Annotated in this window: 18 protein-coding genes; 9 read left to right on the top strand and 9 right to left on the bottom strand. The window is 72.8% G+C overall.

Translation table 11 applies throughout. The features are described from left to right. Window positions 1-19: 19 nt before the first annotated feature. The 4 genes from MUY22_RS03365 to MUY22_RS03350 all read right to left on the bottom strand — a co-directional run bounded on the left by MUY22_RS03365 (window position 20) and on the right by MUY22_RS03350 (window position 3,329). Window positions 20-541, bottom strand: coding sequence for an O-acetyl-ADP-ribose deacetylase (locus MUY22_RS03365; RefSeq protein WP_247056929.1), 522 nt, complete (start codon window positions 539-541; stop codon window positions 20-22). Window positions 542-639: 98 nt separating this feature from the next. After that, window positions 640-1,437 carry an alpha/beta fold hydrolase gene (locus MUY22_RS03360; protein WP_247056927.1) on the bottom strand — a complete coding sequence of 266 codons (798 nt, stop codon included), beginning with the start codon at window positions 1,435-1,437 and terminating at the stop codon, window positions 640-642. 28 nt (window positions 1,438-1,465) lie between these two features. Further along, the gene (locus tag MUY22_RS03355; protein WP_247056925.1) at window positions 1,466-2,110 is read right to left on the bottom strand and encodes a DUF998 domain-containing protein; all 645 of its coding nucleotides are present in this window, start codon (window positions 2,108-2,110) and stop codon (window positions 1,466-1,468) included. A 97-nt stretch (window positions 2,111-2,207) separates the two neighbouring features. After that, entirely contained in the window at window positions 2,208-3,329 is a 1,122-nt protein-coding gene (locus tag MUY22_RS03350) for a metallophosphoesterase (protein WP_247056923.1), read from the bottom strand. A 74-nt stretch (window positions 3,330-3,403) separates the two neighbouring features. On the opposite strand from MUY22_RS03350, the gene MUY22_RS03345 reads away from it, so the two are divergent. Both MUY22_RS03345 and MUY22_RS03340 read left to right on the top strand, forming a co-directional pair. Continuing rightward, complete coding sequence (locus MUY22_RS03345; protein WP_247056921.1) at window positions 3,404-3,676, top strand: DUF6412 domain-containing protein; 273 nt, start codon at window positions 3,404-3,406, stop codon at window positions 3,674-3,676. 61 nt (window positions 3,677-3,737) lie between these two features. Next, complete coding sequence (locus MUY22_RS03340) at window positions 3,738-4,394, top strand: membrane protein insertase YidC (protein ID WP_247056919.1); 657 nt, start codon at window positions 3,738-3,740, stop codon at window positions 4,392-4,394. Here MUY22_RS03340 and MUY22_RS03335 read toward each other — a convergent pair. Next, a complete protein-coding gene (locus MUY22_RS03335) occupies window positions 4,377-4,790 on the bottom strand; it encodes a DUF1992 domain-containing protein (RefSeq protein ID WP_247056917.1) in 414 nt (137 codons plus the stop codon). The two genes, MUY22_RS03340 and MUY22_RS03335, sit on opposite strands and share 18 nt — an antisense overlap. 106 nt (window positions 4,791-4,896) lie before the next feature. Between MUY22_RS03335 and MUY22_RS03330 the strand changes: the two genes are divergently transcribed. After that, entirely contained in the window at window positions 4,897-5,679 is a 783-nt protein-coding gene (locus MUY22_RS03330; protein ID WP_247056915.1) for a TetR/AcrR family transcriptional regulator C-terminal domain-containing protein, read from the top strand. Between the two features lie 36 nt (window positions 5,680-5,715). Here the strand turns inward: MUY22_RS03330 and MUY22_RS03325 are convergent, their stop codons facing one another. The 3 genes from MUY22_RS03325 to MUY22_RS03315 all read right to left on the bottom strand — a co-directional run bounded on the left by MUY22_RS03325 (window position 5,716) and on the right by MUY22_RS03315 (window position 8,266). Further along, window positions 5,716-5,982 carry a hypothetical protein gene (locus MUY22_RS03325; RefSeq protein ID WP_247056913.1) on the bottom strand — a complete coding sequence of 89 codons (267 nt, stop codon included), beginning with the start codon at window positions 5,980-5,982 and terminating at the stop codon, window positions 5,716-5,718. A 5-nt stretch (window positions 5,983-5,987) separates the two neighbouring features. Then, entirely contained in the window at window positions 5,988-7,157 is a 1,170-nt protein-coding gene (locus MUY22_RS03320; protein WP_247056912.1) for a lytic transglycosylase domain-containing protein, read from the bottom strand. A 206-nt stretch (window positions 7,158-7,363) separates the two neighbouring features. After that, window positions 7,364-8,266 (bottom strand): LysR family transcriptional regulator, encoded by a 903-nt coding sequence (locus MUY22_RS03315; RefSeq protein WP_247056910.1) that lies wholly within the window; start codon window positions 8,264-8,266, stop codon window positions 7,364-7,366. Between the two features lie 103 nt (window positions 8,267-8,369). Between MUY22_RS03315 and MUY22_RS03310 the strand changes: the two genes are divergently transcribed. Continuing rightward, entirely contained in the window at window positions 8,370-9,074 is a 705-nt protein-coding gene (locus MUY22_RS03310) for an SDR family oxidoreductase (protein WP_247056908.1), read from the top strand. A 92-nt stretch (window positions 9,075-9,166) separates the two neighbouring features. Next, window positions 9,167-9,817, top strand: a complete 651-nt coding sequence (locus MUY22_RS03305) for a hypothetical protein (protein ID WP_247056906.1) — start codon at window positions 9,167-9,169, stop codon at window positions 9,815-9,817. Here the strand turns inward: MUY22_RS03305 and MUY22_RS03300 are convergent. Next, window positions 9,814-10,251 (bottom strand): GNAT family N-acetyltransferase, encoded by a 438-nt coding sequence (locus tag MUY22_RS03300; RefSeq protein WP_247056903.1) that lies wholly within the window; start codon window positions 10,249-10,251, stop codon window positions 9,814-9,816. The two genes, MUY22_RS03305 and MUY22_RS03300, sit on opposite strands and share 4 nt — an antisense overlap. Window positions 10,252-10,383: 132 nt before the next feature. On the opposite strand from MUY22_RS03300, the gene MUY22_RS03295 reads away from it, so the two are divergent. The 4 genes from MUY22_RS03295 (at window position 10,384) to MUY22_RS03280 (ending at window position 13,471) form a co-directional block, all read left to right on the top strand. Then, a complete protein-coding gene (locus MUY22_RS03295; RefSeq protein ID WP_247056901.1) occupies window positions 10,384-10,611 on the top strand; it encodes a hypothetical protein in 228 nt (75 codons plus the stop codon). A gap of 212 nt (window positions 10,612-10,823) precedes the next feature. Further along, window positions 10,824-11,705 carry an SIS domain-containing protein gene (locus tag MUY22_RS03290; RefSeq protein WP_247056899.1) on the top strand — a complete coding sequence of 294 codons (882 nt, stop codon included), beginning with the start codon at window positions 10,824-10,826 and terminating at the stop codon, window positions 11,703-11,705. Window positions 11,706-11,712: 7 nt separating this feature from the next. Continuing rightward, on the top strand, window positions 11,713-12,612 hold the full coding sequence (locus MUY22_RS03285) for a 1-phosphofructokinase family hexose kinase (protein WP_247056897.1): 900 nt from the start codon (window positions 11,713-11,715) through the stop codon (window positions 12,610-12,612). 4 nt (window positions 12,613-12,616) lie between these two features. Further along, window positions 12,617-13,471 (top strand): class II fructose-bisphosphate aldolase, encoded by an 855-nt coding sequence (locus MUY22_RS03280; protein WP_247056895.1) that lies wholly within the window; start codon window positions 12,617-12,619, stop codon window positions 13,469-13,471. Window positions 13,472-13,492 lie beyond the last annotated feature (21 nt).

Genomic DNA, 13,492 nt, shown 5'->3' with positions numbered 1-13,492 from the left:
TTGCCCGCTGGGTGATCGCTCAGGCAAGGGAGTTGTGACACGCGCGAAAGACCCGGACGGCTTCGTCCCCGCGAAGCGCGAAGACGATTTCCTCGACACCGGTCGCTGTTCCGCGGACGGTGGCGAGCGCGATCTCGGCGGCGGACTCCATCGGCCAGCGGTAGATCCCGGTGGAAATGGCGGGAAACGCGATGGTCTTGGCTTGGAGTTCGTCAGCGACCTTCAGCGAGTTCCGGTGGCAGTCGGCGAGGAGTCCTGACCGGTCTTCGTCGGCGGACCACACGGGCCCGACGGTGTGCACGACCCACTTCGCGGGCAGGTTCCCGGCGGTGGTGGCGACGGCCTGCCCGGTCTTGAGCCCCCGCCCGTAGTGCCCGGCCCGCAGTTCGCGGCACGCGGCGAGGATCGCGGGCCCGCCCTTGCGGTGGATGGCCCCGTCGACGCCGCCCCCGCCCAGCAGCGAGGAGTTGGCGGCGTTGACGACGACATCGACGTCGAGGGTGGTGATGTCGGCTTCGACGATCCGGATGGACGGGCTCATGGTGACCAGGTTCCCGGGTCCGTCCACCGGTAATCGGAAGTCCGTGAATGCCACATCCACGGACGCTTGGTCCCTCGATGTGGCATTCACGGACTTCCCTAGCCGCGGAAGAAGTCCCTCAGCACCGGGGCCAGAGCCGCCGCCTTCACGATGTGTGTCTGGCCCGCCAACGTCCGGTGGTCCGCCGACGGCAGGGCCTTCGCCAGCGCCGCCACGCCGTTGCGCATCCACTCCGGGCTCTTGCCGCCGTCGATGGTCATCGTCGGGATCTTCACCTGCGGCCACGCCGGGGACGGCAGCGCGGCGCCCGACTGGTGGTCACCCACCACCGCCGTGTCGTACGGGAGGGTGTGGGCCACTCGCTTGAGCTTCGACCAGAACGGCATGATCCGCATCATCGCGACCACGCCGCCGCTCAGGCCGACGCCCTCCCTCATGAAGATCTTGACCGCCTTGCCGCGCTTGCCCGTCGCCACGGCTTCGTCCAGGCGGGTCGCGTAGTCGGCCGGGACCGGCTTGCGGGTGTCGTCGAGGATGAACGGCGGTTCGTACAGCGCCAGCTTCGTCGCCGGGAGCCCGCGGTCCACCGCCTCCAGCGCCAGCGCGGCGCCCGACGAGATGCCGAACAACAATGCAGTGCCGCCCGCTTCCCCGATCAGCGCCTCGAGGTCCTCGACCTCGCGCTCGACCGCGTACGGCGTCGTGTCGGTGCTCTCGCCGCGGCCTCGGCGGTCGTAGGTGTAGACCGTGAAGTGAGCGGCCAGCTCCTTCGCCAGGTCGTCGTTGGGGGACGACCCCCGGTAGCACATCGCGCCGTCCACGAGGACGAGCGCGGGGCCGGACCCGGCGCGGGTGTAGGCGATCTTGGTGCCGTCGGCGGAAACCGTCGTGCTCATGGGGACTTCTCCTTGTCCGGTAGGGGTTTCAGCGCCGCGCCAGGTGGGCTGACGTCGTCGCGAGCCAGAGCCAGGCGACGGTGACCGCCGCCCAGAAGCCGAGCGTCACGGCCGGGCTCGTCGAACCGGACGCTACGCCCGCGAAGCCGAGGAAGAAAAGCACGCCGGTGATCCGCGCGTACCAGGCCCGCCCCGGCGTGAGGTGCGAGCCGATGACGAAGCACGCCGCGACCAGGCCGGCGAAGCCGAGGCCGCCGCAGACGAAGTGCAGCGTGCCGTGCCAGCTCACCGACGCCGGCGGCCCGGCGGGCGTGCCGAGCGGGAAGCCGTCCTGCGGGTCGGCCCGGAAGACGCCGGCGCAGAGCAGGCCGACGCCGTAGACGGCGAGGAATCCCGGCCCCCACCGGCCGGGTAGCGCCCGCCGGATCCCGGCGGCGGCCGCGATTGTCAGCAGGCCGCTGACCAGGAAGTTCGTGATCTGGATGAAGCCGAGCGAGCCGTTGGACAGCAGGCTCGCCGGGTGCCGCGTGAGGTCGAAGCCCGCTCGCGTCAGGCCCTGGACCAGCCCGGTCAGGACGAAGACGGGTCCGGCGAGGACGCCGCAGGCGAGCAGGGCGCGGGTCCGGCCGTCCGACGTCGCGGCGGTGCGGGCGGGGCTCAGGGAGGTGGTCATGCCGCACAGCCTGACATCCGAGTGTAAAAACTGTCAAGACAAAAAAACTTGTCGGTGACGCCGGAGAGAGGCCGCCCCGGGGTCGAGGCGGCCTGACTCAGGCGCGGCGCAGCGTGAGGAGCGTGATCTCGCTGGGCGCGAAGACCCGGAACGGCGGGCCCCAGAACCCGGTGCCCCGGCTGTTGTACAGCTGGGTCGGGCCGAACCGCTTGAGGCCGGACAGCATCGGCTGGTCCAGCCGCACCAGGTAGTGGAACGGCCAGATCTGGCCGCCGTGCGTGTGCCCGGAGATCTGCAGGTCGATGCCCGCTTCCCGGGCCTGCACGACCTGCTTCGGCTGGTGTGCGAGCAGCACCACCGGCACCTCGGACGGGACGCCGTCGAGCGCCGCGGGCAGGTCGGGGCCGTGGCCGGGCAGGCCGGACGACGCGCCCGTCGGGTCGTCGATGCCGGCGAACACGATCCGGTCGCCGCCGCGCTCCAGCAGCGTCGAGCGGTTGTGCAGCGGGTCCCAGCCGAGCCCGGCCATGTGGTCGAGCCAGCCCTGCGCCTCGCCGAAGTACTCGTGGTTGCCGGTGATGTAGAACCGCCCGAGCTTGGCCTGGACGCCGCCGAGCGGGTCGACCTGCTTGCGGCGCCGCGCCACCGAGCCGTCCGCGAGGTCGCCGGCGTGGCAGACGACGTCCGCGTCGAGCGCGTTCACCGCCGCGACGACCTTCTCCGACCACTTCGTGCGGTCGATCGGGCCGAAGTGGGTGTCGGTCAGCACCGCGACGCGCAGGCCGTCGAGCGCCGGGCCGAGCCGCGGGATGACGACGTCGGTCGCCTTCACCGGCGGCACGCGCATCGCGACGCGGTTGCCGTACACCAGCAACGTGACGGCGACGAGCGCCGCCGCGCCCGCGACGATCCGCGACCGCGCCGGGTCGTCGACGCCGAGCAGCGCGACGCGCAGCACCAGGCTCAGCACGGACCACGTGAACAGCACCCAGCTGACGGCGAGCAGCGTGTCGCCGAGACGGGCGCCGCCGTCACGCTGGCGATTGCCGTGGCCGAAGACCATTGCGACGGGCATCGTCACCAGGCCCAGCGCGAACAGGGCAGTACCCGCGACGAAGCCCGCGGTACCCCACTCCGGCGCGAGAACGAGCGTCCACCACGGGACGGTGAACAGCAGAAGCAGCGCCAGAATCGGCACCGCGAGCAAAGGGCCTCTCATCGAACCAGGTTACAGCCCATCGGGCTGTTAGCACTTCGGCTACGCTGGGAGCGGAAGGAAGGGGGACGGCTGCCGTGAACACGTTGCTCGAGCTGGCGTTCCCCGCGCTGATCAGCCCCACCGCGCTGGTCGCCTTCGCCTCCCTCGCCGCCGCGAGCCTCCTGGTCGTCCTGCTGGTCGGGAGCACGCAGCGCAGCGAGCTCGCGCTCTGGTCGGTGCCGGCGCGCAGCCGCGTCGCCGCCGCTCGCCGCCGCGCCCGCCGGGCCGAGTCCATCCGGCTCCGCGACCCAGGCGCACCCGGACGCAGCAGGCCACGAGCACCCGGTTTCCGCAGCCCGGCTGCGTAAAACCCTTTCACGCAGCCATTCCGCCTGCCCTTCTCCTTCTCACTCATGCGGAGTGCTGCCCATGTTCGGCTTTCTCGACGTGCCCGTTTCCGGCGCGTACCACCTGATCCACTGGCTGACCCCGCTTCCCGCGGTGCTCGCCATCGTCCTGTTCACCCTGTCCGTGCGGCTGCTGCTGCACCCGTTCGCCCGCGCGGCGGCCCGCGGCGAGCGCGCCCGGGCGGTCCTGATGCCCGAAATCAAGGCGCTGCAGACCAAGCACGGCCGGGACCGGGAGCGCCTGGCCGCGGAGATGACGAAGCTGCAGCAGGAGAGCGGCACGTCGATGTTCGTCGGCTGCCTGCCGATGCTGGCGCAGCTGCCGTTCTTCATGGTGATGTACCGCGTCTTCACGACGGCGACGATCGGCGGCGAGCCCAACTCGCTGCTCGGCGCGACGCTGTTCGGCACGCCGCTGGGCGCGCACGGCCTGGCCGGCAGCCCGCTCGTCTTCGTGATCGCGGCCGGGCTCGCCGTCGTCGCGTGGTTCTCCGTGCGCTGGCAGGATCGGCAGCGCGCGGCCGGCGCGGCCGAGGTGCCGGGCGGGAAGCTGCTGCGGCTGCTGCCCTACGGCACGGTGCTCGCGACGCTCGTCGTGCCGCAGGCCGCCGGGATCTACCTGCTCACGACGACCGCGTGGAGCGCGGCGGAACGCGCGTGGTTACGGCGTGGCGCGTGACCGGCGCCAGTCCTCGAGCGCTTCTTCGACGTCGACCGGCGCGACGGTGAGCGGCGGCCCGGACAGGTGGTTGCGGTAGGCCTGGCGGATCCGCTCGTTGAGGTCCTCGACGACCTCCCGCACCCGCCGTTCGGTCCGCTCACCGGCGACGGTGCCGGGCAGGTCCTGCACCTCGCGCTTGAGCGCCAGCGCGGGCGGCAGCAACGCCGCGGTGTCGTGGCCCTCGGCCCGGACCCGCCGCAGGACCCAGTCGGTCGCGGCGTCGTTGCCGGTGGGCGGCGGCAGCGGCTTGCCGGTGCCGGGCAGGTCGTCGAACTCCCCGCGGTCGCGCGCTTCGCTGATCTGGCGGTCGACCCACCAGCGGAAGGAGACCTTGGGCGGCTTGCGTCCGGTCATGTGGTCCAGGGTAGGTGGACGCGCGTCCGGATTCACGGGACCAACGTCCTGAAGTGCCAGGTGAGGGCGGTTCGCCGGTAGGATCCGGGAGGAGCGAGGGGAGCGCATGACCGCCGAACGCAGTGGTGCCGAGAACATCGACCGCACGCTCGGATTGCTCTGGCGCGCCCGGGGCGGCGGTGCCGAACCGACGAGGGGCCGCCGGCCGACGCTGACGGTCGAGCGGATCGTCGCGGCGGCGATCACGGTCGCGGACGCCGACGGGCTCGCGGCCGCGTCGATGCACCGCGTCGCCAAGGAGCTCGGCGCGGGCACGATGACGCTCTACACGTACGTGCCGGGCAAGACCGAGCTGGTGGACCTGATGGTCGACGACGTGCTCGTCGAGCGGCGGCTGCCCGGGCCGGGCGAGCCGCGCCCGGCCGGCTGGCGCGAGCAGGTGGCGTTGTACGCGTCGCGGACCGGCGACGCCTACCGGAACCACCCGTGGCTGTGCGAGGTCTCGCGGGTGCGGCCGCCGCTGGGCCCCGGGCAGCTGGCCGGCCAGGAGTACCTGCTGTCCATCATGGACGGTCTGGGCCTGCCGCCGCGGGACGCCGTCGCGGCGGCCAACGGGATCGGCACGTACGTCGACGCGAACGCGGCCATGGGCGCGGAGAACACGCGCCTGGAGCGCAGCACGGGACAGTCCACCGAGGCCTGGTGGCACCAGCGGTCGTCGTTCTGGGAGAACCACTTCACGGTCGAGGGCCACCCGGCGATCAACCGCGCCTGGCTGGGCGGCGGCTTCGACGGGACGGCGGCGGCCCAGGGCGAAGCGGCCTACGAGTTCGGGCTGCACCGCATGCTCGACGGCATCCAGGCCCTCGTGAGTGGTAATTCGGGTTAGAACCCGCATTGCCACTCACGACCACCGGCACCGGGTCTAGCGGCGGGTGGTGCGCAGCCACCGTGACCGGCGGCGTTCCTGGGCCGGGACCGACGGCTCGGCCGGCGTCGTGTCGCCGCGCAGGATGTCGCGGCACGTCGGGTCGAAGCGGCCCGGGGCCTCGATCATCGGGGCCGCCAGCACGACGTGCCCGCAGATCGCGCGGAACCGGCCGCCGTGGCGGCCCGTCGCGAACTCGTCCTCGGTGACGGCGTGGGTGTAGCCGTCGGTGTCGCAGCGGATGTGCACCAGGAACGGCTCCACCGCGCTCAGCCCGTCGGGCTGGTCGTGGTGGAGGTCTCGGTGGGCGTCTCCGCCGAGTCCGCCGGGGTCGTCGCCGTGGTCGACGGCGGCGGGGTGGTCGTGCTCGTGGTCGACGGCGGCGGCGTGGTGGGCGTTGTCGGCGTGGTGGAGGTCGGCGAGGTCGACGTCGTCGGGGTGGTCGAGGTCGACGGCGACGTCGGGGACGTCGAGGTGGTCGGCGTCGTCGACGTGCCCGGCAGCGGGAGCGACCCCGGTGGGCCGGTGACCACCGGCGGAGCGGGCGGGGCGGGGACGCCGACCGGGCCGCCGGCCGCGGCGTTGTCCGGGGCGCTCGGCGTGCCGATCGGGACGTCGCTGTCGGGCAGCTGCGCCACCCCGCCGCGGTAGGCCGTGGCCCACGCCAGCACGGTGTCCACATAGGACTGGGAGTTGTTGTAGCGGCGGACGGCGACGCGCTGGCCGGCCTCCGTCGAGAGGTCGAGCCCGCCCGAGCACAAGTACCGCGCGCTGGCCAGGGTCTCGTCGTAGATGTTGTTCGGGTTCGAGACGCCGTCGCCGTTGCCGTCGGAGGCGTAGCCGCGCCAGGTCGCCGGGATGAACTGCGTCGGGCCGACCGCGCGGTCCCACAGCGCGTCGCCGTCGTACTTGCCGCCGTCGGTGTCCGGGATCGCGGCGAACGCGCCCGCGCCGTTGAGCACCGGGCCGAGGATCGGCTCCAGCGTGTCGCCGGCCGCGTTGACGTACCCGCCGCGGGCGTGGTTCGACTCGATGCGGCCGATGCTCGCGATCAGCGCCCAGTCGATGTGGCAGCCCGGCTGTTCCTTGTTCAGGATGTCGGCGGCGTTCTTGTACGCCTTGAGCATGCTGGCCGGGATGCCGAGCGGCCCGGAGATGCCCGCCGAGCCGGCGTGCCCGCCCGGCACGATCAGCGGCATCGGCACGGGCGGCTGCGGCAGGCTGCCGTCGACCGCGACCGGCGGCATGACGATGTTCGGCTGCTGCAGCGGCGCGGCCTGGCCGGGCAGCAGCGCGTCCCCGGTGTTCGCCACGACGACCGGCGCGGGCAGGCCGCCCGCGGTCAGCGTGGGCAGCACGACGAGCGCGCCACCGGCGAGCGCGGCGGCGGTCCGGCGAACGGAACGCGCGCTCTTGCGACGTGGCCGGTGCTTCGGCATGGTCGTCCCCGCTTCCCTCGATCTTCGCTGATCGCCCTCACCCGATCGGCCCCACCGCCGGTACTGGCCGGTAGGAGCAAGCTATCCGATGGAAGCAAACTTTGGCGAATGGCACAGCGAAATCCGGCCGCGACGGAGAAGTTCGTCCTGTTGGCACAAAACCTTCGTAGGGAATCTGTCACATTCACCAGGATTTAACGGGTCACTCAGGAGAGTTTGTCCAGTAGCGCGGCCGGGACGGTGATCCCGCGGTGACGCACGTCCGAACGAAACCGCCGGACGAGCGAATCCGACGGCGTAACGATGAAAGTGACGACGTCGCGGTGCGGCGCGGGCTTCAGCCGCCGCAGCGCCCCGGCGAACGTGCGGGTCAGCGCCGTCGTCGGGACCAGCGCGACCCCCAGGCCGGCCGCGGCCAGCTCGGCCGCCGTCGCCGCCTGCTTCGTCCGCATCACCGCGTCGAGCACCGTGCCGTGCTCCGCCGCCACCTCGTCCAGCCAGCCGCCGAGGCCGTTGTCCGGGTGGTAGTGGACCACCGGCAGCCCGGCCAGGTCCGTGATCGGCACCGACGCGCGGGTGGCGAGCGGGTGGTCGGTGGCCAGGGCCAGGACGATCTCCTCGCGCCCCACCGCCTCCTCGTGCCCGCTCCGGCGGCTCGGCCGCGGCCCCACCGCGACGTCCGCTTCGCCCGCCTCCAACGCTGCGACCAGGGCGTCCGCGCTCGTCGTCTCGGTGAGCGTGATCAGCACGCCCGGCCGGTGCCGGTGCCAGGCGCGCAGGACCGGCGCGAGCAGCCCGGCGGTCATGGACTCCGCGCACGCGATCCGGAGGGTGCCGGCACCGCCGCCCGCCACCGCGCGGCCGGTGCGAACCACCCGCTCGGCCGCCGCCAGCGCCGCGCGCGCGTCGGCCAGGACCGCCCGGCCCACCGCGGTCGGCCGGACCCCGCGCGGCAGCCGTTCGAGCACCGGCGTGCCCAGTTCGCGCTCGAGCGCGCCGATCTGGTGGGACAGCGCGGGCTGCGACAGGTGCAGCCGCGCGGCCGCTTCGGTGATCGACCCCGCGTCCAGCACGGCGACCAGGCACTCCAGCGCGCGCAGCGTAGGCATTCGCCGATTCTATCGCAGCCATCGAAAACCTTCGGATCGCGACGGGATGGATCCGGCTCCGCCGTGCGCTGAACCCGGGGTGCGAGACGAAAGGAGCACGAAGATGTCATTGGTGTCATTGCGGGAAAAGCGATTGGTGATCGTGGGCGGCGGTTCGGGGATCGGCCGCCGGATCGCGGCGGACGCGCACGCGGCGGGCGCGGAAGTCGTCTTCGCCGGGCGGAACCCGGAGCGTTTCACCGAGCCCGGAATACGCGCGGAATTCGCGGATCTCGGGAACGAATCATCGCTGGAAACGCTCGCCGGGAAGGTGGGCGAACTCGATTACCTGATCACCCTCGCCGCGGCGCCGGCGAACGGGCCGGTCGCGACGCTGGAGCGGGACGCGATCACCCGGGCGTTCGACGCCAAGGTGATCGGGCCGCTGCTGCTGGCCAAGCACTTCGCGCCGCGATTCCGCGCCGGGGGCGCGATCGTGCTGTTCTCCGGCGTCGCCGCGTGGCGCCCGCAGCCCGAGCGGGCGGTCATGGCCACGACGAACGGCGCGGTCGCGTTCCTGGCCGAGGCGCTCGCGGTGGACCTCGCGCCGATCCGCGTCAACGCGGTGTCGCCGGGCATCGTCGACTCGGGCGCGTGGGACCGCCTCGGTGAAGCGAAGGACGGCTTCTTCCGCCGGACGGCGGAATCGAATCCGGCGCGCCGGGTCGGCACGACGGCGGATATCTCCGCGGCCACCCTGAGCGTGCTGGCGAATCCGTTCATCACCGGGACGACCCTGCACGTCGACGGCGGTGGCCGGTTGTCCTGAGCGCGGATCCTTTACACGGCCCCCGGTCATTCCTAAGATCGCCTCGACCGGCCGCGTCGCCACCGTCCGGTCGACCCAGGGTGGAGGGTTTGATGACACGTCGGGCTCCGCGCCGCGAGCAGGTCAGCGTGGCCGAGTTGCTGGTCAGGTCGGACAGCTGGCAGGACGCGCTCGAGGCGCCGCCGTCGCGGCACCGGCGCCGGTCCCCGGTGCTGCGGTCGCTCGCCCGCGTCCGGGCGCTCTCGGTCGTCGCCGGGGCGCTCGCGATCACCGGCGGGGTCGCGGCCTTGGCGGCGCAGCCGTTCGAGCACGCCGCGGGCGCGGTCTGGCCGCCCGTCGGTCTCGAACCCGTGCCGCTGGCCCTGACGCCGTCGCCGGCGGACGTCGTGACGCCACCGGAATCCGTGGTACCGGAATCGAAACTCGGCGGAATCGTTCCCGCGGCTGTGGTCCGGCCGTCGAATTCCGGAAAGTCGGCCGGAAACACCGCCGCGCCGTCGACTCAGGTGGCGCCGGTGCGGCACGAACTCCCGGCCTGGGCCGCCGGTGCCGATCGGCACTCGGCCCGGTCCGCGAGTCCGTCGCGCCAGCAGGTTTCGCAATGGCAGCCGGCTTCGGAACGGCAGTCGGTCTCGCAACGGCAATCCGCCTCGTCGCGGCAGTCGGCCTGGTCCGGCGGTCACCACGACGGCGGCGGGCACGGCCACCACCGCGGTGGCGGCGGTGGCCGGCACCGCCGCTAGCCGAGCGGGATCTGGTACTGCATGAACCCCTTGTCGAGCGCGACCTGGTCGTAGAGCCGGCGGGCGGTCGTGTTCGACGTCTGCGTGTGCCAGTAGACGCGCGCGCAACCCCGGGCCCGCGCCCAGCCGGCGACGGCTTCGATCAGCGCGCGGCCGACGCCGTGGCCGCGGGCTTCGGGCGCGGTGAAGAGGTCCTGCAGGTAACAGACGTCGCCCGACGTCGTGCTGGCGTGCGTCAGGAAGTGGGTGATCCCGACGAGCTCGCCGTCGAGCCGCGCGCCGAGCGCGTGCATCCGCTCGCCGGTCGAGAACTCGCGCCAGTCGCGATCCGCCAGCTCCGGTGTGAGCGGCCTGCCGTAGAACTCGTTGTAGCCGGCGAACAGGTTTTCCCAGGCCACGCGGTCGGTTTCGGTCAACGCCCCAGTGGTGATCATGCGGCGAGGCTAACGCGGCAGGTGACCGTTCGAAGGACACGCCGGACACAACTGGTGAGTAAGGTGACGAACCCGAATTTGATTCATAGAATCAGCGCCATCCCGCACGGCAGCTACTCCCGGAGGTTCCCGATGGCGCGCACGGCACCCCGTGCCAGTGGCAAGCCTGTCACGGTCAGCGAGCTGTACCTGCGGCCGGACGTCCACGGCAGACGCCGGCCCGAAGATCTCGAAGTGCTCGAACTCGCCTACCGCATGCGCCGCCGGATCGGCCCGGACGCGGTGGTGACGCCGGTGCCGTCGTCGCGTTCGCGCGCGATGGCCGTCGTCGCCGGGCTGCTGCGCCGCAAGCCCCGGTAGCCGCCGGACCCGCTCGCCTGCTGCAGGCCACCCTCGCCGAGGGTGGCCTTTTTGCTGCGCCCGGACCCGGTGCCGGTCCCGTCGGCTGCTGCCTTCTCGCGCACTTCTCTGCGCGGACTCTGTGTGAAGTTGCACGATACGACGATTGACGACGCACAAAACTGCACCTAACGTGACAGGTGTTGCGCACAACCGGCACGGATGGGGAGTTCATGAGCGGGACCTTCATGGCGGCGGAGATCGCGAGCCAGCCCGGCTGCTGGCGGGACGCGGCCGCGCTGGCCTCGGCGAACAGCGGGCAGCTGCCCGCGCCGGGCGCCCGGGTGGCGATCGTCGGCTGTGGCACGTCGTGGTTCGTCGGCCAGGCGTACGCGGTGCTGCGCGAAACCGCCGGGCTCGGCGAGACCGACGCGTTCGCCGCGTCCGAGTTCCCGGCCGGCCGGGCCTACGACCACGTGCTCGCGCTGAGCCGCTCGGGCACCACGACCGAGGTGCACACGGTGCTCGAAAAGCTGCGCGGGCGCACTCGGACGACGGCGATCACCGGCGTGCCCGCCGAGATCGAGCGGGCCGCGGACGGCGTCGTCGACCTGTCCGCGGTGGACGAACGCTCGGTCGTGCAGACCCGGTTCGCCACCACCGCGCTCGCGATGCTGCGCGCGCACCTCGGCGAGGACCTGACCGGCGTCATCGCGCAGGCCGAGCAGGTGCTGGCCGAGCCGTTGCCGGAGTCGCTGGTCGGCGCCGGGCAGTTCAGCTTCCTCGGCACCGGCTGGTCGGTGGGGCTCGCGAACGAGGCCGCGCTCAAGTTCCGCGAGGCGTGTCTGCTGTGGACGGAGTCGTACCCGGCGTGGGACTACCGGCACGGCCCGATCAGCATCGCCGAGCCGGGCCGGGTGACCTGGATGTTCGGCCACGCGCCGGACGGGCTGGCCGAGGACGTCCGCCGGGCGGGCGGCACGTTCGTCGAAAGCGGCCTCGACCCAATGGCCGACCTGGTCCGCGCGCAGCTCGTCGCGGGCGCGATCGCCCGGCGCAAGGGCCTGGACCCGGACAACCCGCGCAGTCTCTCCCGCTCCGTCGTCCTGACGTGAGCCCGCCGTGATCCTCACCGTCACGCCGAACACCGCGCTCGACGTCACGTACACAGTGGACGGTCTGGCACCGGACGGCGTGCACCGCGTCCGAGAGGTCCGGAGCCGGGCCGGGGGCAAGGGGATCAACGTCGCGCGGGTGCTGCGCGCGCTCGGCGCGGACGTCGTCGCGATCGCGACAGTGGGTGGGCCGACCGGCGCGGCCGTCACGGCGGAACTCGGCGCGGCGGGCGTGGCGGCGGACTGGGTGCCGATCGCCGGGGAGACGCGCCGCACCACGACGGTGCTGGGCGACGACGGGTCGGTCACGCTGCTGAACGAGCCCGGCCCGGCGCTTTCCGGCGAGGAGTGGACGGCGCTGGCCGGCGCCGTCCGGCGGCACGAGCCCGACGTGCTGGTCTGCTCCGGCAGTCTCCCGCCCGGCGCCCCGCCCGACGGCTACGCGTCGCTGCTCGGCGGAACGTCCGTCTTGGACACCTCCGGGGCCGCGCTGCTGGCCGGCCTGGCCGCGCGCCCGGCCGTGGTCAAGCCGAACGCCGAGGAACTCCGCGAGGTCACCGGCCTGGACGACCCCGAGGCCGCCGCCCGCGAGCTGGTGAAAGCGGGCGCGGGCGCGGTCGTCGTGTCGCTCGGCCCGGACGGCCTGCTCGCGGTGACCGGCTCGGGCACATGGCACGCGACGCCGTCCACCGCACTCCGGGGCAACAGCACCGGCGCGGGTGACGCGGTGGTCGCGGCTCTCGCACTGGGCCTCAACCGCCGCGAGCCGTGGCCGGACATCCTGCGCCGCGCGGTCGCGCTGTCCGGCGCGGCCGTACTCGGGCCGCTGGCCGGGGACGTCGACCTGGCGCACTACCACCGGGAACTGGGGTTGGTCGCCGTGCGCGCCCGGCCGGAACAGGAGTAACACGATGCCTCTGGTGAGCACCGGGGAGATCGTCGGCACCGCCGCGGCGGCGAGACGCGGCTGCGGGGCCTTCAACGCCATCCAGCTCGAACACATCACCGCCATCGTCGACGGCGCGGCCGCGGCCCGAGCGCCGGTGATCGTGCAGCTCAGTCAGAACGCCGTCCGCTACCACGGCGCCCTCGCGCCGATCGGTGGTGCGGCGCTCGCCGCGGCCCGGGAGGCCGAGCCGGACGTCGCCGTGCACCTCGACCACGCCGAGTCCGCCGACCTCGTGCGGGAAGCCGTCGGGCTCGGGTTCGGGTCGGTCATGTTCGACGCGTCCAACCTGGACTACGCCGACAACGTCCGCGCGACCCGGGAGATCACCGCGTTCTGCCACGACCACGGTGTCTGGGTCGAAGCCGAGCTGGGCGAGGTCGGCGGCAAGGACGGCGTGCACGCGCCCGGCGCGCGCACCGATCCGGACGAGGCGGCGGAGTTCGCCGCGGCCACCGGGGTCGACGCGCTCGCCGTCGCCGTCGGCAGCTCGCACGCGATGCTGACCCGGGACGCCGCGCTGGACTTCGAGCTGATCGCGCGGCTGCGGGCCCGGGTGCCGGTCCCGCTGGTGCTGCACGGTTCTTCCGGGGTGTCCGACGAAGGCCTGGCCGACGCGGTGAAAGCCGGGATGACGAAGATCAACATCGCCACCCAGCTCAACAAGGTGTTCACCGCGGCCGCCACCGGCGACTGGCGAGCGCACCCGGACCGCGTCGACCCGCGGAAGTACCTGGGGGCCGGGCGGGACGCCGTCGCCGTCGAGGTGCGGCGGTTGCTCGGTGTGCTCATGCTGGTCACGGAGGGCGGGCCCAAGTGACGATTGAGCAGAATTTGTTCC

Source organism: Amycolatopsis sp. WQ 127309, assembly GCF_023023025.1.
Taxonomy (GTDB): Bacteria; Actinomycetota; Actinomycetes; order Mycobacteriales; family Pseudonocardiaceae; genus Amycolatopsis.
Note: the sequence above shows the minus strand (reverse complement) of the source record. Positions and strands in the feature narration are given on the sequence as shown.

Bases quoted from the DNA above. Each gene is read 5' to 3' on its own strand.
- MUY22_RS03305 (WP_247056906.1), top strand. From the start codon at position 9,167: ATGACACGTCGGGCTCCGCGCCGCGAGCAGGTCAGCGTGGCCGAGTTG.
- MUY22_RS03330 (WP_247056915.1), top strand. From the start codon at position 4,897: ATGACCGCCGAACGCAGTGGTGCCGAGAACATCGACCGCACGCTCGGA.
- MUY22_RS03295 (WP_247056901.1), top strand. From the start codon at position 10,384: ATGGCGCGCACGGCACCCCGTGCCAGTGGCAAGCCTGTCACGGTCAGC.
- MUY22_RS03300 (WP_247056903.1), bottom strand. From the start codon at position 10,251: ATGATCACCACTGGGGCGTTGACCGAAACCGACCGCGTGGCCTGGGAA.
- MUY22_RS03320 (WP_247056912.1), bottom strand. From the start codon at position 7,157: ATGCCGAAGCACCGGCCACGTCGCAAGAGCGCGCGTTCCGTTCGCCGG.
- MUY22_RS03360 (WP_247056927.1), bottom strand. From the start codon at position 1,437: ATGAGCACGACGGTTTCCGCCGACGGCACCAAGATCGCCTACACCCGC.
- MUY22_RS03365 (WP_247056929.1), bottom strand. From the start codon at position 541: ATGAGCCCGTCCATCCGGATCGTCGAAGCCGACATCACCACCCTCGAC.
- MUY22_RS03310 (WP_247056908.1), top strand. From the start codon at position 8,370: ATGTCATTGGTGTCATTGCGGGAAAAGCGATTGGTGATCGTGGGCGGC.
- MUY22_RS03280 (WP_247056895.1), top strand. From the start codon at position 12,617: ATGCCTCTGGTGAGCACCGGGGAGATCGTCGGCACCGCCGCGGCGGCG.
- MUY22_RS03355 (WP_247056925.1), bottom strand. From the start codon at position 2,110: ATGACCACCTCCCTGAGCCCCGCCCGCACCGCCGCGACGTCGGACGGC.
- MUY22_RS03350 (WP_247056923.1), bottom strand. From the start codon at position 3,329: ATGAGAGGCCCTTTGCTCGCGGTGCCGATTCTGGCGCTGCTTCTGCTG.
- MUY22_RS03290 (WP_247056899.1), top strand. From the start codon at position 10,824: ATGAGCGGGACCTTCATGGCGGCGGAGATCGCGAGCCAGCCCGGCTGC.
- MUY22_RS03335 (WP_247056917.1), bottom strand. From the start codon at position 4,790: ATGACCGGACGCAAGCCGCCCAAGGTCTCCTTCCGCTGGTGGGTCGAC.
- MUY22_RS03340 (WP_247056919.1), top strand. From the start codon at position 3,738: ATGTTCGGCTTTCTCGACGTGCCCGTTTCCGGCGCGTACCACCTGATC.
- MUY22_RS03315 (WP_247056910.1), bottom strand. From the start codon at position 8,266: ATGCCTACGCTGCGCGCGCTGGAGTGCCTGGTCGCCGTGCTGGACGCG.